This is a genomic window from Vibrio sp. 10N.247.311.47, assembly GCF_041467535.1.
GTDB lineage: Bacteria > Pseudomonadota > Gammaproteobacteria > Enterobacterales > Vibrionaceae > Vibrio > Vibrio crassostreae_C.
The window spans coordinates 37165-57459 of the sequence record NZ_JBFSUR010000026.1 but is presented as its reverse complement, the minus strand read 5'-3'; the positions used below and the strand labels follow the sequence as shown (position 1 = coordinate 57459).

Annotated in this window: 19 protein-coding genes; 11 read left to right on the top strand and 8 right to left on the bottom strand. The window is 44.2% G+C overall.

The features are described from left to right. Positions 1-20: 20 nt before the first annotated feature. From AB6E51_RS17015 to AB6E51_RS17000, 4 genes are all read right to left on the bottom strand, one after another. Positions 21-830 (bottom strand): transporter substrate-binding domain-containing protein, encoded by an 810-nt coding sequence (locus tag AB6E51_RS17015; RefSeq protein WP_017067595.1) that lies wholly within the window; start codon positions 828-830, stop codon positions 21-23. A gap of 12 nt (positions 831-842) precedes the next feature. Beyond that, positions 843-1640 (bottom strand): amino acid ABC transporter permease, encoded by a 798-nt coding sequence (locus tag AB6E51_RS17010; RefSeq protein ID WP_017062664.1) that lies wholly within the window; start codon positions 1638-1640, stop codon positions 843-845. After that, complete coding sequence (locus AB6E51_RS17005) at positions 1640-2386, bottom strand: amino acid ABC transporter ATP-binding protein (RefSeq protein WP_372058981.1); 747 nt, start codon at positions 2384-2386, stop codon at positions 1640-1642. The genes AB6E51_RS17010 and AB6E51_RS17005 overlap by 1 nt, the downstream gene beginning before the upstream one ends. Positions 2387-2611: 225 nt before the next feature. Next, positions 2612-3760, bottom strand: a complete 1149-nt coding sequence (locus tag AB6E51_RS17000; protein ID WP_048615371.1) for an iron-containing alcohol dehydrogenase — start codon at positions 3758-3760, stop codon at positions 2612-2614. Positions 3761-3953: 193 nt separating this feature from the next. On the opposite strand from AB6E51_RS17000, the gene AB6E51_RS16995 reads away from it, so the two are divergent. The 6 genes from AB6E51_RS16995 to AB6E51_RS16970 all read left to right on the top strand — a co-directional run bounded on the left by AB6E51_RS16995 (position 3954) and on the right by AB6E51_RS16970 (position 8640). Beyond that, positions 3954-4838 (top strand): AraC family transcriptional regulator, encoded by an 885-nt coding sequence (locus AB6E51_RS16995; RefSeq protein WP_017067592.1) that lies wholly within the window; start codon positions 3954-3956, stop codon positions 4836-4838. A gap of 569 nt (positions 4839-5407) precedes the next feature. Further along, a complete protein-coding gene (locus AB6E51_RS16990) occupies positions 5408-6655 on the top strand; it encodes a RidA family protein (protein WP_017064467.1) in 1248 nt (415 codons plus the stop codon). Positions 6656-6868: 213 nt separating this feature from the next. Continuing rightward, entirely contained in the window at positions 6869-7225 is a 357-nt protein-coding gene (locus tag AB6E51_RS16985; protein WP_017062659.1) for a hypothetical protein, read from the top strand. A 94-nt stretch (positions 7226-7319) separates the two neighbouring features. Beyond that, complete coding sequence (locus AB6E51_RS16980) at positions 7320-7469, top strand: hypothetical protein (RefSeq protein ID WP_017062658.1); 150 nt, start codon at positions 7320-7322, stop codon at positions 7467-7469. Between the two features lie 118 nt (positions 7470-7587). After that, the gene (locus AB6E51_RS16975) at positions 7588-8052 is read left to right on the top strand and encodes an acyltransferase (RefSeq protein WP_229647852.1); all 465 of its coding nucleotides are present in this window, start codon (positions 7588-7590) and stop codon (positions 8050-8052) included. 69 nt (positions 8053-8121) lie between these two features. Next, positions 8122-8640, top strand: coding sequence for a GNAT family N-acetyltransferase (locus tag AB6E51_RS16970; protein ID WP_171733053.1), 519 nt, complete (start codon positions 8122-8124; stop codon positions 8638-8640). Positions 8641-8756: 116 nt separating this feature from the next. Here AB6E51_RS16970 and AB6E51_RS16965 read toward each other — a convergent pair whose 3' ends face one another. Beyond that, on the bottom strand, positions 8757-9203 hold the full coding sequence (locus AB6E51_RS16965) for a DUF417 family protein (RefSeq protein ID WP_017108085.1): 447 nt from the start codon (positions 9201-9203) through the stop codon (positions 8757-8759). A 281-nt stretch (positions 9204-9484) separates the two neighbouring features. On the opposite strand from AB6E51_RS16965, the gene AB6E51_RS16960 reads away from it, so the two are divergent. Beyond that, positions 9485-9847, top strand: a complete 363-nt coding sequence (locus AB6E51_RS16960) for a RidA family protein (protein WP_017062654.1) — start codon at positions 9485-9487, stop codon at positions 9845-9847. 129 nt (positions 9848-9976) lie between these two features. Here the strand turns inward: AB6E51_RS16960 and AB6E51_RS16955 are convergent, their stop codons facing one another. Further along, positions 9977-11563 (bottom strand): BCCT family transporter, encoded by a 1587-nt coding sequence (locus tag AB6E51_RS16955; RefSeq protein ID WP_017072212.1) that lies wholly within the window; start codon positions 11561-11563, stop codon positions 9977-9979. 476 nt (positions 11564-12039) lie between these two features. Here AB6E51_RS16955 and AB6E51_RS16950 point away from each other — a divergent pair, with 476 nt between their 5' ends. Then, complete coding sequence (locus tag AB6E51_RS16950) at positions 12040-15207, top strand: chitinase C-terminal domain-containing protein (protein WP_372058979.1); 3168 nt, start codon at positions 12040-12042, stop codon at positions 15205-15207. Positions 15208-15464: 257 nt separating this feature from the next. Here the strand turns inward: AB6E51_RS16950 and AB6E51_RS16945 are convergent, their stop codons facing one another. After that, complete coding sequence (locus tag AB6E51_RS16945; RefSeq protein WP_017068159.1) at positions 15465-15719, bottom strand: YgjV family protein; 255 nt, start codon at positions 15717-15719, stop codon at positions 15465-15467. A 268-nt stretch (positions 15720-15987) separates the two neighbouring features. Here AB6E51_RS16945 and AB6E51_RS16940 point away from each other — a divergent pair, with 268 nt between their 5' ends. The 3 genes from AB6E51_RS16940 to AB6E51_RS16930 all read left to right on the top strand — a co-directional run bounded on the left by AB6E51_RS16940 (position 15988) and on the right by AB6E51_RS16930 (position 18407). Then, positions 15988-16575: a DUF4136 domain-containing protein gene (locus tag AB6E51_RS16940; protein WP_102333490.1), complete on the top strand. Its 588-nt coding sequence runs from the start codon at positions 15988-15990 to the stop codon at positions 16573-16575. Positions 16576-16753: 178 nt separating this feature from the next. Next, a complete protein-coding gene (locus AB6E51_RS16935; protein WP_017064476.1) occupies positions 16754-17938 on the top strand; it encodes a D-alanyl-D-alanine carboxypeptidase family protein in 1185 nt (394 codons plus the stop codon). 175 nt (positions 17939-18113) lie between these two features. Beyond that, complete coding sequence (locus AB6E51_RS16930; RefSeq protein ID WP_080582263.1) at positions 18114-18407, top strand: YkgJ family cysteine cluster protein; 294 nt, start codon at positions 18114-18116, stop codon at positions 18405-18407. A 166-nt stretch (positions 18408-18573) separates the two neighbouring features. Here AB6E51_RS16930 and AB6E51_RS16925 read toward each other — a convergent pair whose 3' ends face one another. Further along, positions 18574-20250, bottom strand: a complete 1677-nt coding sequence (locus tag AB6E51_RS16925; RefSeq protein ID WP_372058977.1) for a pseudouridine synthase — start codon at positions 20248-20250, stop codon at positions 18574-18576. Between the last annotated feature and the right edge of the window lie 45 nt (positions 20251-20295).

Below are 20295 nucleotides of genomic sequence, written 5' to 3'. Positions count from 1 at the left end.
TTCACTAGCAAAAGTTCTGATTACTGACCTTGAGCAATCTGGTCTTGCCAATCTAGAGTAGAGAACCAGTACTCGTAACGCTCTTTCAACCAACCGTCTTCAGTACGTGCTTTGATCCACTCGTTGAAGAATTCTGTCTTGTCAGTTTCACCTAGGCGAACTGCAAATGCTTCATTACCTTTTGATAGGCGTTCTTCGAATGGAATAAATAGCGTGTCTGCGTTTTTAATCGCTTCGTGTTCTGGTTTCGGGCTAGACGCGATAACCGCGTGTGCGTTGCCGTTTAATACTTCTTGGAATGCTTGAGCATCGTCATCGAACTGTAGAACTTTCGCTTTAGGGAAGGTTTCACGAGCTACTTGCACTGTGAATGCACCACGACGCGCTGCAATTTTTACACGGCGAGAATCAAAATCAGAGATTTGTGTAAAACCTTCTGCTAGCTCTTTATTCGCTGCCAGTTGAACGCCAGAGTGCGAGTAAGGTTCAGTGAACAAAACGCTTTTAGCGCGAGCTTCAGTGATAGACATACCGCCAATGATTACATCAAACTTGTTCGAAAGTAGAGAAGGAATAATGCCATCCCATGCCGTCGGTACGAATTCAACTTTCCAGCCAGAATCTTCAGCAAGACGTTTTGCTACATCGATTTCAAAGCCAACAAGATCGCCTTGTTTGTTACGCATCGCCCAAGGAACAAATGTCGACATACCAACGCGTAGAGAGCCACGTTCGTTTATTTTGTCTAGGTTAGGCGTTTCAGAAGCAAGTGCAGGCAAACTTACGGCAAGCGCAAGTAGGGCTGTAATTGCGGTTTTAAATAGCTTCATGCTGATAAATCCTTATTGTGTTCGCCAGTTAGCTCCGAGCTTATGCTCAAGCCAAGCTGCAACGGCAGAAAGTGAAAGTGTAAGTGCAAGGTAAATGATCGCCACAGAGAACCAAATCTCAAATGGCATCGCGGTTTCAGAAACTATGTTTCTGGCTTCGGTTGTTAGGTCAAAGATAGCCATGACACTCACAATCGAAGAGTTTTTGATAAGAGAGATCACTTCATTAGTCAAAGGTGGCAAGGTGCGTTGCACCACCTGAGGAAGAATCACATCCCAGTAAGTATAGGTCTTTGATAAACCCAAAGATTGAGCTGCTTCAAATTGTCCTCTCGCAATACCATTTAAACCAGCACGGAAGATTTCGGCGGTGTAAGCACCTTGGAAAAGTGCCAAGGCCAAAACGGCAGTGCTAAAACGATCCAGCCCTAACACGGGGCCAAACACAAAATAGAGCAAATAAATTTGTACTAATAACGGCGTGTTACGAATCAACTCAACATAGCTGGTGGCCAAGGTGCGTCCAACCACAGAATTTGAGTTTCTCAATAGCGCCGTCGTTAAGCCGATGATCAGTGTCGCGACCAAAGAAATCAGAGAGATATTGATGGTAACCAGTAGCCCTTCAACTAACTCTGCAGGCCACCATTCGCCATCTTCATAGAAAGCAATATAGTCCGGCACGCGCTCCCATTGCCAGCTGTATCCCATGGTTTGTGCGCCAGAATCGAGAATCCAGACAACAGCGGCCACTAGTACAACAATTTGTATTAGAGCGGAAAGGGCTGGTTTAATAATTCGAATCAACATCAATAAGTCAGGATCTGATTTAGGAACGCTTGAGTACGTTCATGTTGAGGGTTTTCAAAGAGCGCTTGAGGCGTATTGGATTCCACAATTTGTCCTTCATCCATGAAGATAACGCGGTCGGCCACTTGTTTCGCAAAGCCCATTTCGTGGGTCACACACACCATGGTGATACCTTCGCTCGCCAATTCAACCATCACATCGAGCACTTCGTTGATCATCTCCGGATCAAGCGCTGAAGTTGGTTCATCAAAAAGCAGTAATTCAGGCTTCATGCACAGTGAACGTGCGATAGCCACTCGTTGTTGTTGGCCACCAGAAAGTTGCACTGGGTATTTGTTGGCTTGTTCTGCAATGTGTACGCGTTCGAGATAGTGCATTGCAATCTTCTCGGCTTCTTGTTTGCTTTTTTTAAGCGTACGAATCGGCGACAGAGTTAGGTTCTCAAGCACAGTAAGATGGGGGAATAAATGAAAGTGCTGAAACACCATTCCGACTTGACCTGGAGTGCTGAACTTGCTTGGAAGCACTTGCTCTAGCACAGAAAGCTCGCCACTTTCGAAGGGTTCTAGCTGATTGATACAGCGGATTAAAGTTGATTTCCCCGAACCTGATGGCCCGCAAATCACCACTATTTCTCCTTGTTCAATATTTAAATCGATACCCTTTAGGGCATGAAAATCACCATACCACTTGTTAAGTGACTTAAACTTAACCATTTCCTTGAGATTGTTCAAATCGTTGTTCATACCTAGTAAAGAGACAGGTTTACCTTAACAATATAGAAATATGATTGCACATAAAATTAGGGACTTATGAGAATTTAATAGCATCTTGTAGGGCAAATTAAAAAGCAGCGCTCAAAATGAACGCTGCTTCTGTTGTACGAAAGAAAAAAGTAATGGGTTCAGTCAGATGTGAAAATTCATCGTTGTATGACCACTATCTTTACTTTCTCTCTATTTTCCCGATTCTTAGTGAATCGCAGACTCTAGAATCTCACGTGTTTTCTCTGGCGTGATTGCTTGATTCTCACCAAGTTGTAGGTAGCCGTGTGATTCAAGTTGAGCGACAACATTGTCAATCGCCGTTGCTTTGTTTGTTTCGTAGCCGTCAAACATGGTTGCTACGTCTAGGCTGTGGTAGAACGCTTCGATTGCAGCGATTGTGCGTTCTGCTAAATCAGCACCCGCTTCTAGGCCAAATACGTTACGACCCATTTGCTCTAGCTTGCCACGTTTTGCTTCGATTTGGTTACGAAGTAGTGAAGGTTGAACAATCGCAAGCGAACGTGCGTGGTCTACGTGCCATAGTGCTGTGAATTCGTGGCCAATCATGTGAGTTGCCCAATCTTGAGGAACACCCGTACCAATTAGGCCGTTAAGCGCTTGGTTTGCAGTCCACATTAGGTTTGCACGCCATGCGTCGTTGTCACGCTCGTCGTATTGCTTACCCAGTACAAGTAGGTTCTTAAGCAGTGTTTCTGCGTAACCGTCTTGAACCATCGCGTCTGTTGGCATTGTGATGTATTGCTCACATACGTGAACCCACGCATCAACTAGACCGTTGATCAGTTGGCGCTCTGGCAGAGACTTCATTACGTCTGGGTCCATAACCGCAAACTTAGGTTGTACTGCAGGGTTAAGGAAAGCAAGCTTCTCTTGAGTCGCTTTACGCGTGATTACCGCACCCATGTTAGATTCAGAACCTGTCGCAGGAAGTGTCAGTACCGCACCGATTGGCGTCGCTTCAGTTACTTGGTGTTTGCCCGTTAGGATGTCCCAACCGTCGCCGTCATATTTAGCCGCTGCAGCAACGTACTTAGAGCCGTCGATTACTGAACCACCGCCAACAGCGATAATGAATTCTACGTTTTCTTCTTTAACAAGAGCGACTGCTTTGTCTAGCGTCTCTTTGGTAGGGTTTGCTTCAACGCCAGAGAACTCGATCCAAGAGTGATCTTTCAAAGATTCTACAACTTGGTCGTAAACACCGTTGCTCTTGATTGAACCGCCACCATAGATGACCAGTACTTTCTTCGAAGTATCAACCGCTTGGCTGATAGCGTTGATTTGGCCTTGGCCGAAATGGATAACAGTAGGGTTAACGTAAGTAAATTGCATCAGAGATTCCTTGTGTAAAGCGAAATTTGTTATTTTGGTTTATTGCTCAATTTCTATATTTGCATATTAGTACAGTAATCTAGGTCAATGAAGAGCTGTTCCTCCAAATAAATTGCCTATTTCTACAAACTTGATATTCTTCCTCTGCTTTAGCTTACTTACTCTTAGCACTTGGAATGGAAAGTCGCCACTTATGAAAACACTCGCTCAGTTGTTACAGTCATATGTAGAACACAAAGGTTGGGATGATCTCGAAGGGATCAGAGAAACTGAAATTAGCGGCGTGTGGTTGTATAGAAGCAGTGGAGGGAATCAGCGTCAGCCATTTACTTACCAGTCTGGCATTATCATGCTCGGACAGGGTAAAAAGAACATCTACATTGGCGAAAGGCCAGTGACTTACGCTGCAGGTGATTATCTTGTGGTGGGTGTGCCAATGCCGTTAGAGTGCGAAGCCTTGCCTGTTAATGGTGAACCATTGCTTGGCTTGTCGATTAGCATTGATTCTCAACGCTTGCATAGCTTAGTCAAAAAGCTCGAAGATCAAGGCTTCTTAGAGAGCTACTGCAACAAGCACAAACAGAACTCGAGTGGCTTAGAATCGACGCCAATGGAAGAGCAAATGCTAGAGAGCTTTACCCGATTGGTGAAAACGCTGCATTGCGACATTGAGGCCAACATATTGGGCGATGCCATGGTAACGGAGATTGTCTACCGCGCATTAACCGGTTCAGAAGGGCGTGTGCTGTTTGATTTAGCTCATCATGATGGCCATTACGCACGTGTTGCCAAAGCGCTGTCTAAAGTGCATGAAGAGTACGACCAAACCATCACCGTTCAATCGCTTGCTGACGAAGCCAACATGAGCGTGTCTGCCTTCCACAATGCATTCCGTAATGTCACCTTTGAATCACCTCTTCAATACTTGAAAAAGGTTAGACTTAATAAAGCCAAAGAGCTGATTCAACTAGAAGGCCTTCGTATTAGTGATGCTGCACGTCGAGTCGGTTACTCCAGCCCATCTCAATTTAGCCGCGAATTTAAGCGCCACTTCAATACTACTCCAAGAGCGGTTTAGTTCTTCTTTCAACGAAACTATGTGTTGAGAGCTATAATGCCAAAAGCTATGGTGACGATTGCTCATATTTGTTGAATTATATGAGTAAATGTATCTAATCATAGGCATTGTCAGATTGTAGGTATTTGATTCTCGAATATATTATTAACGTACTTATATAAAATAAGCTCTCGAAAATAATTAATTAAATAGCCTAAGAGTTTATGCACAGGTATAGGGGAGAAACTCACTAACTTAGCTATTAACGAAGTTTTAGTGTGAACAACCTATCAAACTGCATCTAAATTTCGTAAATTACTTATCACACTACTTGAGAGAGTATTCAGGATTATTGAATAGTTTAAAAATTAAAGAGAATTTAGCAGTTGATAAAGCCAAATGTGACGGATATTTAGTCGTGTGATGACTAATTATTCTGTAACTTGCTGATTTATAGTCACCTTAGAGTCTGACGGGTATCACGTTTACCCTAAAATAATTCACTTAACATGGCGCTACTTTAATCATTCTTCCAAATACGATTGTTAAATATAAATACGTATACCTATTTTATTAAAAGGATAATACCGATGAGTAGCGATATCATTAAAATTTCAAGAAACACTGAAAACGCACCAATTAATTCTGTATCTACACAAACGGTCGCTTTTTCTCATTATAATAACTTTTCTGCTCAACTTCCGATTGACCCTAAAACGGGTGAAATAGTCATCGGTGATATTAAAGATCAAGCAGCACAATGTTTGAATAATATTAAAGCGATTGTTGAAAGCATCGACCATGTTATGGATGATGTCGTGAAGATTAATGTTTTCGTTAAGAATATTTCTGATATCGATGCTATTGATGAAGTTTACAAAAACTTCTTCCACAACAGCCTTCCAACACGCACTGTCGTGGGTGTCACTGCACTGCCAAGCAGCGATGCGCTGGTTCAAATGGATGCTCTCATTTCTAACGGTGAAGGCACTAAACCACAAGCTCCTTGCGCGCTAATTAAGGTCTCAAGAAATACGGATAACGCACCTCAAAGTGCTGTGTCTACGCAGACTGCAGCCTTTTCTCACTACAACAATCTTTCAGCTCAGTTGCCTATAGATGTAGCCACAGGTGAGTTGGTTGATGGTGGTATCAAAGCGCAAACAGCGCAATGTCTATCAAACATTAAAGCTATTTTAGAAAGCATCGGACACGTCATGAATGATGTGGTTAAAACGACTATCTACCTAAAAAATATCGCAGATGCGGAAGTGGTAAATGAAGTATGTGCTAAATTCTTCCCAAGCTACGTTCCTGCTCGTACTGTTGTTAACGCAGCTGAATTACCAATGGGTGCTTTAATTCAAATTGATACATCCATTTCACATGGCGACGGTACACCGCCGCAATTACCAGAAGACACTCGCTTACTGGTTATTGAAACCAATAATACTGTTTCTGCACCATTCATGCCTTATTCGCATACTGTTGCTTTCTCTCACTACAATCATATTTCAGCCCAATTACCTTTAGATCCGAAAACAAATGAAATCGTTGCTGGCGGGGTAAAAGAACAAGCGGAACAATGTTTAAACAATATTAAGGCGATAATTGAAAGCGTTGACCATAGCATGGACGATACGGTGAAAATTAATATTCAACTTAAGGATATTTCAGATATTGATGTGGTAAACGAAGTCTACACCACATTCTTTAATGCTGAGCTGCCTGCAAGAACGGTAGTAGGGGTTTCAGAAATCCCAATGAATGCTTTAGTACAAATTGATGCTGTCGTTTCTAACTGTGAAGGGACACCTCCACAAGACGTTGTTGCATAAATCAATTGAACCCTTCTCGATAATATCGATCAGATCTCGGTTTAGCTTCCAAATAGGGAGCAAACTCAACAGGCCGAGATCTGATCCGTTCACTTCATTACTCAAGTCCATCGAAGCGACACACCTAAGCTTATCCCGTAAACATGGTATTTATAAGGTTGAAGTGTTTTAATATGAAAAACAGACGCTTAACGTAATAAAGAAAACCAGTTTATGCAATTTCGAGCCATTTTACTGCTATGCCTTACCCTAATAGGGTGTTCGTCCAATCAAGAGTTGGTACCCGACCCAACAACCATCACGCTATTTTATGGTGATACATCCATCGCCGCAGGTGTTTTAGAGGATAAAACATTCAATTCAGTCCTTGCCGATAGGGTTGAAAGCGTTACGTTTTCGGGCTCAATATCAAAGAAAGACTCTGGCTATTTTGTCGATATGTTAGTGATTCGAGAGACAAAAGAGCCACGTTCAACACGACAGCTTAACACCTCGCTTCTAATGAAACCGGGAGAGTTAGTAGATGTTGGCGGCGTGAATAACGATGTGTTCAGGGTAATCCTCGAGTAACAAAAATAAAGTGTTCAATTAATCTGATTTTTTGCTTTACCTCAACCTAACTTCAAGTCTTAAGCTTCTCTTACTGATTAAGAAGGAGCTTATTATGCAAAATAACTACGTAAAAGAACTCGCCGTTAAAACTTACCAAGAAGACCTTCAAAAAGAGTACGTTAGATCTAAAGCTCAGCCATTCCACGCCCCAAGTTTTATCGGTGGGGTGCTGTTGTCAGTTGTGCTGGTAGGACTGTTTTAATTTATGCAGAATTTCTGATCCATTGCCAACTCTCAACATATCTATTTGCTGCACTTTAATGGCTACGGCACAATCTCTTAGGTTGAATTGTGACGCTAATGTCGAGAGGAAGTGAAGTATGGCAAGTCCAAGAGTATTAAAGTCACAGATTACTGATATTACCTGTGGCGAGAATGTCACTATCATCGAGCCAAGTAACGTTTATGGCTGTGAGCTTAAAGATGATGTGTTAGTTGGCCCCTTTGTTGAGATTCAAAAGAACACCGTGATAGGTGCGAGAAGCAAGATTCAATCTCACACCTTTATCTGTGAGTATGTGACCATTGGAAGTGACTGCTTTGTTGGTCACGGAGTCATGTTTGCCAACGACTTATTCAAAGAGGGCAAGCCAGATCCTAATCCTGAAAGTTGGGGGCGTACCTTGATAGCTGACAACGTCACGATCGGTTCTAACGCTACGGTTCTGTCTGTCAGCATTTGCGAAGGTGCAGTAATCGGCGCGGGCAGTGTGGTAACGAAAGACATCACCGAAAAAGGTATCTACGCAGGTAACCCAGCCAAGAAATTGAGAGGTTTACCGTAACCGTATTAATAAGCCGTGGTTCATGAATCATAAGGTGCGGCTTTTTAGGGAAACATTAGAGTATTTGTCATGGATGTATTTTTACACTTACTTCAACCGAATGACGCGAGTGCGCTTTTGGATTTTGAGGTCGAAAATCGAGAGTGGTTTGAGCAATTTATTCCAGTTAGGGGTGATAGCTTCTATTCAAATGCAGGTGTGACCGAGCAAATCACCAGCTTTCTAACTGAATACGAGAATGGTGAGATGATTCCTATGTTGATCAAAGATGCCAATGGCACTGTCTGTGGAAGAATCAACATCCGCGATATCGACCAGATCGCCCATAGTGGAGAGCTAGGGTATCGAGTAGGTCGTTCCTTTGCTTCAAAAGGCATTGCGTCTAACGCAGTAAAGCAGTTTCTACTCTATTTGGAGGAACAGACCAACCTTAAATATGTTGATGCCTATGCGTTAGTGGGCAATATCGGTTCCAACAAAATCTTATCCAATACAGGTTTTGAATTGGTCGAGTATGTTGAGAGCTACGCGGTGTTTAAAGGAGAACATCAAGATGCTAATTATTATCGTAAGGTTTTAGCTGACTAGGTGACTATCAGTGCCTTATACATTAGAAGCTGGCAGCGTCCTTCTAGCCAGCTTCGAGCCTTTATTTTCAAGGTTTAAGGTTACTTCTAGGGTTATGGCCACTTCTAGTTATACAGTTACTTCTGAGGTTTATTGCGTTCGATTACGCTAATTGCGATTGCCAAAAACAGGATGTCTTTCACTAGGAAGAAGTTAGTGACTAAGATGCCATCCGATACTTTCCAAGCGTTTGGCGTTGTAATCAGGAAGCTGAGTGTCACAACAAAGATAGCCGCTGCAGCAATGCCTGAGTAGAAGGCAACTGTCGGTTTCTTAAATCCAACGATCAGTCCAATCGCGACAATGATCTCCGCGCCACCCACCATGTTAGACACAGCTTGGACTGAGAACAGATTGTAAAGCCAGTTCATTGCAGGATGGTTTGCGATTAGAGGCTCGATAAGCATTGCTTCGGTTGGCGTAAACTTGTAAATACCAATCCAAGCTAACACCAACGCTACGCCAATCACGCCTAGGTTATATCCCACATTACTCTGTTTTAAATCATAGGTTTGAACATGCATAAAAGTACTCAATTTAATAAACTCCCTGAATATGACCGCAATAGCTCAGATTAAATTTCGCATTGAGAATAATAATTAATATATTTATCTAAAAACTTAATAGGTAGCGACTTATTGTCTCGATAGGAACTCAAAGGCTAGTGATGTTGAGAACCAAAGCAATGGGTAGGCGATAGTGCTGTTCAAAAGGTAACGCGAGCTTTCTAATTTTTGTTTTCAATATTCATGATTTGGATTAGATTACGCTGATGTTCACCCTAATTATAAGAAGAGTATAACCAGTGAAAATTCATAGAATTAACCCGACCAAACGTTGGTCTGATGTAACTGTTTTTAACGGTATTGCAAGCTTTGTGGAAGTGGCAGAGACGGATACAACAGCAGGAATTAAGAGTCAGGTTCAGCAAATCTTCGAACAAGCCGAAGAAATGATGAGTTTGGTAGACAGCGACAAATCTCGCGTATTGTCAGTGACTATTTATCTCACGGATTTCGCTAACTTTGATGCACTCAATGAAGTTTGGGAAGCGTGGTTCCCTGAAGGCTGCGCGCCAAGCCGTGCATGCGTGAAAGCAGAACTTGCTAATCCTGAGCTACTGGTTGAGATGTCGTTTATGGTTGCTGCGGGTGAAAAGTTTCAATAAGCCGAACTATCGGTTGAAATAAGCTATCGTAGATAGAAGTAACGAACAGATAAAACAAAGCCACTCAGGTGAATCACTTGAGTGGCTTTTTAGTGTTCTACGCTACCCGAAACTAAATCGGGTCAGGTATTAAGCGATACCTTGATCTCTTGCCATCTGCTTCGCGATCTTCGGCGCGTGCCATAGACACGGGAGCAAGATAAACGATACCGGAACCGCTGTGATTACAATGAACGACTGTAGAGCGGAGATGCCGCCTGAACCCATTGAGATAAGTGCGATCGCTACCGCACCCATGATGATACCCCAGAAAGTACGTACCGCTGCGTTTGGCTCTGTCGTACCCGTCATTACCACACTGATGGTGTAAGTCATTGAGTCACCTGTTGTCACGATGAACGTGGTCGTCAGGATCAGGAACAGAATTGCAATCAGAGTTGGGAACGGCAGTTGCGCGGTAATTGCTAGAAGAACCGCCGGAAGGTTGAAGCCTTCGAACGCACTAGAAATCACACCTGGGTTCTCTAATTCAAACGCTAGACCACTACCACCAACGATGCTGAACCAGAAACACGTTACAAGCGGTGCAACGATGCTAATAGAAACGATCATTTGGCGAATAGTACGGCCACGTGAGATACGAGCAATGAAGATCGCCATCATTGGGCCATAACCTAAGAACCAACCCCAGAAGAACACAGTCCAGCCACCTAGCCATGCTGTATCTTGGCGGTATAGCGCCATTGGGATGAAGTTATCAACCATTTCGCCCATACCTTGCAGGTAGCCATCAACGATGAAGCTCGTTGGGCCAACAAGAAGGATGTAGCCGATTAGACACACAGACAAGATGATGTTGTAACGGCTTACCAGTTGGATACCTTTGTTCACGCCGCTCAAAGCAGAAAGCGTGTACATTGCGATAGCAAAGATAATAACAACACTTTGAGTTGCAAAGCTGTCTGAAATGCCAAACAGTTCGCTCAGTGCGTAGCTGATTTGTAGGCCAAGGAAGCCGATAGGGCCGATAGTACCTGCGGCTACAGCCACGATGCTGCATGCGTCGACAACGTTACCAACCCAACTGTTAATCGCTTTGTCGCCAAGTACTGGGTAAAGCAGAGTGCGAGGCTTAAGAGGAAGGCCTTTGTCGTAATGCAAGTGCATTAACACGATGGAAGACAAACCACCTAAGATTGCCCATGCAAGGAAACCCCAGTGCATGAAAGATTGTGATAGAGCATTGAACGCCATCGCTTGAGGATCTGCGTTGCCATACAGTGGCGGAGCTGAAACAAAGTGAGCGATAGGCTCTGCGGCTGCCCAGAACACACCACCGCCGGCTAGCAGCGTACATAGGACGATAGACATCCATTTAAAGGTGGTCATTTCAGGTAGGGCAAGCGTTCCTAAGCGAACGTGGCCGGTGCGACCTAGTGCAAGCACTAAACCGATAATGAAGTTGAGAAGTAGTAGGACTTGCCAGAAAGCACCGAACCACTTAGTTGAATAACTAAAGCCGATGTTTACAAGTTCGGACAACACGGAGGTGTTGGTGAAGGCTAGGATGACAAAGAGGGTTAAAAAACTGCCACTAAGCCAAAAGACTGGGTTTCCGAGTTCCAGTTTTTCACCCAAAGATTGAGCTTTATTGAAATCGATAGAAGTAGATTCTGCGTTGATGTTTTCGTTGGCGACTTGCGTCAAGTTGGACATTATTTCTTCGCTATATTTGGCTCTTTCGAGCCTATGTATTTCTCCCACACTTGCATTGGAAATGTGAGGTTCGTCAAAAAAATCCGCGATACTACCACAATTGTTAAGAAAAAGTGGGCAAATTTAGAAAAGAAATCAGTTCTACGGCGAAATCAATCCCTTTTGGTTAGTTTTAAAACGAAATTTCAGAACGAACAAATAAAGCAGATATGAATAGAGTTTTGTAATTAAGGATACGAATTAGGCGATATTTTTTAGCGTACCGAAATAAATTTAATATTAGTTGTTCGTGCAAAATAAGTGTCGATTCATTGCATGCTATAAACAAATTAATGCGAGTCATTTTATAAATATCGAATATTTTAGGTGTTAAATTGGCACTGTTACCTACAGTTGTTTTGCGAAGAGATTTAAGTGATGAGAAATATGACACTTAAATTAAGCATCTTGAAACAATAACTTAAGGGACAGCTAACATGCACCTAAACCAAGGAAGAGTGGCCAAGAAGGTTTTTACACTCAGTACTCTCACCGCGTCATGCTTAATGGCGTTCAACAGCTACGCGGCTGTGGATTGTTCAACGTTAGAAGCGTGGGATTCCGCCACGGTGTACACCGGTGGTGATCAGGTTTCACATGACGGCAGCGCGTACTCAGCGAATTACTGGAATCAAAATAACAACCCGAGCCAATTTGAGGGTGACTATGCACAATGGAAAAAGATTGATGTGTGTAGTGGTGGCGGAGGTGGCGGTACGCCAAATGAAGTACCAACGGCTTCATTAACGGCACCCTCTGCTTCTGACGTGATTACTGAAGGCGATAATGTTGTATTGAGTGCAACAGCACTAGATTCTGATGGCAGTGTGGCTTCGGTTGAGTTCTTTGTTGATGGCGCATCTGTTGCGGTAGTCACAGCGGCACCTTTCGAAGCGACTTGGGCTGCAACGTCGGGTAATCATCAGGTTTCTGTTGTTGCAACGGATAATGAAGGCGCAGCAAGTGTTGCAAGTGCGGTTTCTGTTTCTGTTGATTCAGCACAACCAGGGAATGAAGCACCGACAGTTTCAGTTGCACTTTCAGTGACATCTGTTGATGTTGGTGGTGTAGTCACACTGACAGCAACGGCAGCAGATAGCGATGGCACAGTTGATAAGGTTGATTTCTACGTAGCGGGTGCTCTTGTGGGCACTGCTGCAACGAGCCCTTACACGTTAGATTACACAACAACTCAAGCGGGTTCTTTAGCGGTTTACGCGAAAGCAACAGACGACCAAGGTGCGACTGCAGATTCTGCGTTGGCATCTTTGACCGTGAACGGCGCTCCAACAGTGAGCACATGTCGCCCTGATGGCTTATATCAAACTCAAGGTGTCGATGTTCCTTACTGTACAATTTACGATGATGAAGGCCGTGAGAAAATGGGCGCAGACCATCCCCGTCGTGTCATTGGTTACTTCACAAGTTGGCGTGCAGGGGATGACCCACAAGCTGCTTACCTAGTAAATGATATTCCTTGGGAACAACTCACACACATTAACTACGCTTTCGTGAGCATCGGTTCAGATGGCAAAGTAAACGTCGGTGATGTAAACGATCCAAATAACGCAGCGGTTGGTAAAGAGTGGCCGGGTGTGGAAGTTGATCCGGCATTAGGCTTCAAAGGTCACTTCGGTGCATTAGCGACAGCGAAGAAAAAACACGGCGTGAAAACGTTAATCTCAATCGGTGGTTGGGCTGAAACAGGTGGTCACTTCGCGACTGATGGCAGCCGCGTGGCTGATGGTGGTTTCTACACCATGACGACCAATGCTGATGGTTCTATCAACCATCAAGGTATCGAAACATTCGCGACTTCAGCGGTCGAAATGCTGCGTAAGTACCAGTTCGATGGTCTAGATATCGATTACGAATACCCAACTTCTATGGCTGGCGCAGGTAACCCATACGACAAAGACTTCATGGAGCCGCGTCGTCAATACCTGTGGGCGTCGTACCAAGTGTTGATGAAAGTGCTACGTGAGAAGCTCGATGCGGCGTCTGCGCAAGATGGCAATCACTACATGTTAACGATCGCAGCGCCTTCTTCTGGTTACCTATTACGCGGTATGGAAACATTCGATGTAACCAAGTACCTCGATTACGTAAACATCATGTCTTACGACCTTCACGGTGCGTGGAACGATCACGTAGGTCATAACGCAGCCTTGTTTGATACGGGTAAAGATTCAGAGCTAGCGCAGTGGAACGTATACGACACGGCGGCTTACGGTGGTATTGGTTATCTGAACACGGATTGGGCTTACCATTACTTCCGTGGTTCTATGCCAGCAGGCCGTATTAACATCGGTGTGCCTTACTACACTCGTGGTTGGCAAGGCGTAACGGGTGGTGAGAATGGTCTTTGGGGCCGAGCAGCACTGCCAAACCAATCTGAATGTTCAGCGGGTACGGGTGAAGGCGAGAAAAACAACTGTGGCCATGGCGCTATTGGTATCGACAACATGTGGCACGATACCGATCCAAAAGGTAACGAAATGGGCGCGGGTTCTAACCCTATGTGGCACGCGAAGAACCTAGAGAAGGGTATTTGGGGCTCTTACGCTGAAGCTTACAAGCTTGATCCTGTGAATGATCCTTCAGATGTTCTAACGGGCACTTACACGAGAAACTACGACAGTGTGGCGGTTGCCCCTTGGTTGTGGAACGCAGAGAAGGGCGTATTCCTTTCAACAGAAGATAAACAGTCTATCGACGTGAAAGCGGACTACGTTATCGACAAAGAGATCGGCGGCATTATGTTCTGGGAACTAGCAGGGGATTATAACTGTTATGTTCTCGATGCGAATGGCAACCGAAGCTCTATCGATACGACTGAGCAAGCGTGTAACAGCGGTAACGGTGAGTTCCACATGGGTAACACCATGACGAAAGCTATCTACGATAAGTTTAAGTCTGCAACACCATATGGAAACAAAGTAGCGACGGGTGCTATCCCGACAGAAGCGTTAGATATTACGGTTTCAGTTGGTGGCTTCAAAGTCGGTGACCAAAACTATCCAATCAATCCTAAGATCACGTTTACAAACAACACCGGTCAAGCACTTCCGGGTGGTACCGAGTTCCAGTTTGATATCCCAGTGTCAGCACCTGATAATGCGAAAGATCAATCGGGTGGTGGTTTAACTGTGATTGCTTCGGGTCATACTCGTGCGGATAACATTGGTGGGTTAGATGGCACCATGCACCGAGTGGCGTTTACGTTGCCTACATGGGAAGAGCTTCCAGCTGGTGGTGTGTATGAGCTAGATATGGTGTATTACTTGCCAATCTCAGGCCCTGCTAACTATGCAGTAAGCGTGAATGGTGTCGATTATGCCTTTAGCTTTGAGCAACCAGACCTACCATTAGGTGATATCAGTTCGGGTGGCGGTAACCCTGGCGATGGTGGCACAAACCCTGGTACGTGTGATACTGCAGGTTTAACTGTTTACCCAGATCTACCTCAGAAAGATTGGGCAGGTAATCCAAGCCATGCAAACACGGGTGACCAAGTCGTTCACAACGGTAGTATTTACCAAGCTAACTGGTGGACAAGTTCTGAGCCGGGCAGTGACGGTAGCTGGACCAAAGTGTGTTCATAGTATTGATTTGTTGATAGAGGTGAGAGCTTTCTATCCCCACCTCCTTAAACAAACCACTTAACGTAGAGTCAAACGCCGAACTCAATCCTGTTCGGCGTTTTTTATTCATGGTCTTACTATGTTTTACGCCCGCTATGTCCGAACGGTGAAAAAGTAGAAGGTAGTGAGCGTGTAGAGGAATAACAGATATAAAAAAGCCCAAATAGATCCGCTTTATTTGGGCTTTTTCAGAATTATTTGAAAGGCTAATCGTTAATTTAAGCTTTCGCTGCTTTCATCGCTTCCGTTTTTTTTTCCTTTTGCATTTTTGCAAGGAAGTAGATGTTTACACAAGCGATAAAGCCGTTGGTGGCTGCAACTGGCCATGCGTCAATCATGATGCCGTATGCTGTGAAGAGTGCACAGCCAATAAAGTTAAGGACACGCAGACGAACGATATCTTTCATTGTTAATGAAATTGCGACCATAATAGACGCAGCGTAACCTAAAATTTCAACCATATTGAATTCCATTGTTTGACCCTCTTAAATTTGCCGATACTTTGTCGGTACCAATTCTTCTCTTCATGAGATGATTGAGGAAGCTCCGTGCCTCGAATGGTCTGGTTTTGTTTAACGGGGAGAACTATACCAACTCTGTTTTTGTGATTAAACCCCCAAAACAGACAGAGGTGAAGGTTAGCGATTACGCAAACGTTTAATGACCTTTCTATTAACATAATTACTATTTATGTTGGAGGTTGAATTGATAGTTATTCTTATATAGGTAAGGAAGCCTCGAATGATAAAACGATCCATTTGTGCAACAAAAAGCATAAAAAAAGCAGCACTATTGGCTTTGATGGCTATTGGGCTGACCGCATGCTCTACGCAAGAAATACCACCCACACACAATTATGGTGTGGTCACTAGCGGTGACTTTGGTTTCATGAAACACGGCGTGATGACGTACTCCTGGCACCCTGAGTCAGAAAAGGTTTACCTTTCTCAAAAATACGATGAAACCGTGGTAACCGATTTAGTGCGTGATTCGATTCAAGAACAGCTCTCAAGTAAAGGTTATCAGTTAAAGCAGGATGGTGTCGGTGATGTTGTTGTAGGCTTTGGATTAGCGGAAGAATCGGAACTGAACGATGAGTCTATCTTCGATGCGATTAAGCTATTTACTGGTGTGCCATTTTACGATGGTGAAGGTAAAGTCGCGGAGAAAGGGTCGTTGTACATTGCGTTTTTCGTACCTAACTCAGAGGTCGTACAATGGCAAGCATTAGCACAGTCTGGCATCCAACCTGATTTAGAGCCAAGCGAGAGCAAACAGCGTATTACTGGCTTTGTTGAAATGTTATTTAGACGCATGCCTGAGCGATAGCATTAGGCGTTGAATGCATTCGTGGAGTAAATATTAGTTGTGGAAAATATGGTCAGATCGCAGATTATACTTTTTTATTTGTAACGAATGGTACAAATACGTAAAGCAACGTAAAGTTCGCGCTTCTTTTGCTAGCATTTGTCTATACTGCTCAAAACGTTAACTTAGGTTTGATTCAATGAAACTGTTTTCCAAATACTCTCTCCCTCTATTAAGTATATTCATTGTAAGTAACGCCGCGATGGTAAGTAATGCAGCTATCGCAGCACCTTCTATAGTACCAAGCCCACCTAGCCTAGGCGCAAAAGGGTATGTGTTAATTGATTTTAATTCTGGTGATGTGCTGGTAGAAAAAAACGCACATACGAAGTTAAACCCAGCAAGCTTGACCAAACTGATGACCAGTTATGTGGCAGGTCAAGAGATGAAGCGAGGCAACATCTCTGCTGATGATCAGGTACGAATCAGTGAGAACGCGTGGGCGAAGAACTTCCCAGACTCTTCAAAAATGTTCATCGAAGTAAACACCGATGTAGCAATGATGGATCTTTATCGTGGCTTGATTATTCAATCCGGTAATGATGCTAGCGTTGCGATTGCAGAGCATGTTGCAGGCTCACAAGATGCATTCGTTGACCTGATGAACTCTTGGGCTACCTCTCTGAAGCTAGAAAACACCCATTTTGCCAATGCACATGGTTTGGATGCAGACGACCTCTATTCGACTCCTTACGATATCGCGTTACTCGGTCGTGCCATTATTCGTGATTTACCGGATGTGTATGGCTTATACAGCGAACGCTCTTTCAGTTACAACGGCATCACTCAACATAACCGTAATGGCTTGTTGCGTGATAGAAGCTTAACCGTTGATGGCATGAAAACGGGCTACACCTCTGGTGCTGGCTACAGTTTGGCGAGTTCAGCGACACAAGGTGAGATGAGACTTATCGCGGTTGTGATGGGCGCATCAAGCGTTAAGAGCCGTGAATCAGACAGCAAACAGCTGTTGAGCTACGGTTTCCGTTTCTTCGATACACTAAACCCGCATAAAGGCGGCGATCAAGTGGCTGAAGAGAAGGTATGGTTTGGTGAGCAAGACACATTGAAATTAGGTGTGGCAGAAGACACGTTCATTACGTTGCCTAAGTCAGACAGTAAAAAGCTGACTGCATCTATCGAGCTTAACTCTGAACTGAAAGCGCCAATTGCAGAAGGTCAAACTCTAGGTGTGGTTCATTACACCGTTGATGGCGAAGATGTTCAAACTCAGCCTTTGATCGCGCTTGAAGCGGTTGAACAGGGCGGTTTGTTCAAACGTTTAATAGACTACGTTAAGCTGTTCTTCGCGAGCCTGTTCTAAATAGAGCCTGTGGCGATAAGCCGCGCTGAAAAGTCGAAATATTATGGGTGTTGTGAGTGAATCACAGCGCCCTTTGTTATTTCTACATCAATGAAAACGCCGCGCCGCACTATCTTTATTAGCCGTAGCGGGCGGTTTCGATTACTATACGCAAAATTTAGCAGTGTAGTCACTTATGACGATAGATATAAAGAACGTAACCGAACCCGAAGTAACCTGTGCAAATTGTCAGGCATGCTGTTGTCGTTTAGAGGTTATGATCATCACAGATACGGGCGTACCTGAAGAGCACATCGCTTATGATGAATGGGGCGGTGAAACCATGAAGCGCTTAGACGACGGCTGGTGTTCTGCGGTAGATAGAGAAACACTGATGTGTACTATCTACGAAAACCGACCATGGATCTGTCGCGAGTTCGAAATGGGCTCTTTCGAATGTGTTGACCAGCGCAAAGATGTGATGGGCTAGGCGTCTGCAGTATTGAACTCAGTAACTAAAGTACGCTAATGAACTGTGATAATCACATTAAAATTAAATATCAGGGTTCTATACCTTAAGCAGTTGTAGAACCTTGATGCGTTTTATGAGATCAAATATTGAGTGAGATAAGAGTCTTAGCTCGATAAGTTAGAGTTTAGAACTCGGAAGGCACTTCAAACTCCATCCATTCACCGGTTGTCGGGTGAATCAACTTTAAGTAGCCAGCGTGCAGGTGTAAGCGCTCGCGTTTGTATCCGTATAAGTCGTCACCACGAATAGGTACAGCAAGCCCTAATGGATGAGCACAGTGCACTCGCAGCTGGTGGGTTCGCCCTGTTTTAGGGTACAAGTGAACCTTGGTTTTGCCATTGTGAGTGCTAACCACTTGCCAATGGGTCTCTGCATTTCGGCCGTGTTGGTGACAAACCAGTTGTCTTGGTCTGTCCGTGATGTCGCCGCGCAAAGGAAGGCTGATATTGCCAGATTCGCCCGTTATCTCGCCATCTAACAAAGCGGTGTAGCGTTTCTCTACGGTTCTATTAATGAACTGCTTCTGAATATGCTTGTTTGATTCCGCCGTGAGCGCCAAGATCAACAAACCTGACGTCGACATATCCAACCTATGGATAATCAAAGGACCAGTCGCATCCGGGTAACGCGCTTTTATGCGGGTATAAACTGAATCTTCGATGAACTTACCGGGAACCGACAAGAACTCTTCTGGCTTATTGACGACTACGATTTCATCGTCTTCATAAACAATATTAAAAGACTTACCAACCGCAGGGTTCACGATAAGCGGGTTATCTTCTAGCTCTATGCCACTTAACTGGTGTTCGAGGATCTCAAAGCTTTTACTCTGACAAACAGGGTAGAGGTTTGCGTGTTGTCGAATGATGTCTGTAGGCGGTAATCCCCACCAAAATTCAGACAAAGCTAACGGCTTGAACCCGTGTTCAAAGGCGAAGTTAAGCAGCTTTGGTAGGCAGCAGTCACCAGAGCCTTCAAGCGCGTCTTTACCATCGAGCAACTCGAGTAAATTCTTAGATTGCTTGGCTTGATTGATAAAGCGATAGTGAGAGAGGCGTTGAGTTTCCAACTGTTGTGAAACTGCTTGGTGATCTTGCTTACGGTTTTTCAGTTCGCTTTCAATCAAATCAATTTGTGATTGGCGCTCTGCGATCTTCTGTTTCCACTCAATACGAAGTGCTTTTAGGTCACGTTTCTCTTGGCTACTTTGATTGCCCAGTTGTTTGAGCAAATTCGCCGCTGACTCTAGATTCCCTAATGCTTTTTCTTGATTGGCTTGTTCTCTGAGTTCGTTACGCTGAGCTTTGTTTGCGGCCATTGCTAACTGAAAGGCTTCGATAGCTTTTGCTGATTCGATTTTTAACCCTTCAAGCTCGGCCAATAATGTGTCTAGATTGTGCGACTGTTGCAGCTTTTCAATGTCGTCCGAGAGCTGCAATTGTCGAGCAAGGTTCGCACTGTTTTGAGATTGAAACTGTTTTGAATCGAAGGCTGGTGGAACAAAGTGAATGTTGTTTAACTGAGAGACCAAAGCCGGATCTAACTGTAAGCCTGAAAACGCAGAAAGGTAACCTAACCCTTGTGTGGTTGGATTCTGAACAAGAAGCACAGCGTAGAGATTACCTTGCGAGGTTTCATTCACACCACAGTCGACAAGTGATTGCTGAAGCTGCAGCATAGCGAATTCACACACAGGGTGCGGGGTATAGTAATACGGAAACGTAAAACGAGTCGGTAGCGCTAAATCGACATTCGTGTTTGCTAGGTGCAGAGGTGTGTATTGAGCGAGGTTTGTTGGCATTAAGATCAAACTCTATGGCTGTTCAGTTAGAGTTCGGTATTGTTG

What these genes read in the sequence shown, in the direction of transcription:
- AB6E51_RS17015 (WP_017067595.1), bottom strand. Translation starts at nt 830, where the DNA reads ATGAAGCTATTTAAAACCGCAATTACAGCCCTACTTGCGCTTGCCGTA.
- AB6E51_RS17010 (WP_017062664.1), bottom strand. Translation starts at nt 1,640, where the DNA reads ATGTTGATTCGAATTATTAAACCAGCCCTTTCCGCTCTAATACAAATT.
- AB6E51_RS17005 (WP_372058981.1), bottom strand. Translation starts at nt 2,386, where the DNA reads ATGAACAACGATTTGAACAATCTCAAGGAAATGGTTAAGTTTAAGTCA.
- AB6E51_RS17000 (WP_048615371.1), bottom strand. Translation starts at nt 3,760, where the DNA reads ATGCAATTTACTTACGTTAACCCTACTGTTATCCATTTCGGCCAAGGC.
- AB6E51_RS16995 (WP_017067592.1), top strand. Translation starts at nt 3,954, where the DNA reads ATGAAAACACTCGCTCAGTTGTTACAGTCATATGTAGAACACAAAGGT.
- AB6E51_RS16990 (WP_017064467.1), top strand. Translation starts at nt 5,408, where the DNA reads ATGAGTAGCGATATCATTAAAATTTCAAGAAACACTGAAAACGCACCA.
- AB6E51_RS16985 (WP_017062659.1), top strand. Translation starts at nt 6,869, where the DNA reads ATGCAATTTCGAGCCATTTTACTGCTATGCCTTACCCTAATAGGGTGT.
- AB6E51_RS16980 (WP_017062658.1), top strand. Translation starts at nt 7,320, where the DNA reads ATGCAAAATAACTACGTAAAAGAACTCGCCGTTAAAACTTACCAAGAA.
- AB6E51_RS16975 (WP_229647852.1), top strand. Translation starts at nt 7,588, where the DNA reads ATGGCAAGTCCAAGAGTATTAAAGTCACAGATTACTGATATTACCTGT.
- AB6E51_RS16970 (WP_171733053.1), top strand. Translation starts at nt 8,122, where the DNA reads ATGGATGTATTTTTACACTTACTTCAACCGAATGACGCGAGTGCGCTT.
- AB6E51_RS16965 (WP_017108085.1), bottom strand. Translation starts at nt 9,203, where the DNA reads ATGCATGTTCAAACCTATGATTTAAAACAGAGTAATGTGGGATATAAC.
- AB6E51_RS16955 (WP_017072212.1), bottom strand. Translation starts at nt 11,563, where the DNA reads ATGTCCAACTTGACGCAAGTCGCCAACGAAAACATCAACGCAGAATCT.
- AB6E51_RS16950 (WP_372058979.1), top strand. Translation starts at nt 12,040, where the DNA reads ATGCACCTAAACCAAGGAAGAGTGGCCAAGAAGGTTTTTACACTCAGT.
- AB6E51_RS16945 (WP_017068159.1), bottom strand. Translation starts at nt 15,719, where the DNA reads ATGGAATTCAATATGGTTGAAATTTTAGGTTACGCTGCGTCTATTATG.
- AB6E51_RS16940 (WP_102333490.1), top strand. Translation starts at nt 15,988, where the DNA reads ATGATAAAACGATCCATTTGTGCAACAAAAAGCATAAAAAAAGCAGCA.
- AB6E51_RS16935 (WP_017064476.1), top strand. Translation starts at nt 16,754, where the DNA reads ATGAAACTGTTTTCCAAATACTCTCTCCCTCTATTAAGTATATTCATT.
- AB6E51_RS16930 (WP_080582263.1), top strand. Translation starts at nt 18,114, where the DNA reads ATGACGATAGATATAAAGAACGTAACCGAACCCGAAGTAACCTGTGCA.
- AB6E51_RS16925 (WP_372058977.1), bottom strand. Translation starts at nt 20,250, where the DNA reads ATGCCAACAAACCTCGCTCAATACACACCTCTGCACCTAGCAAACACG.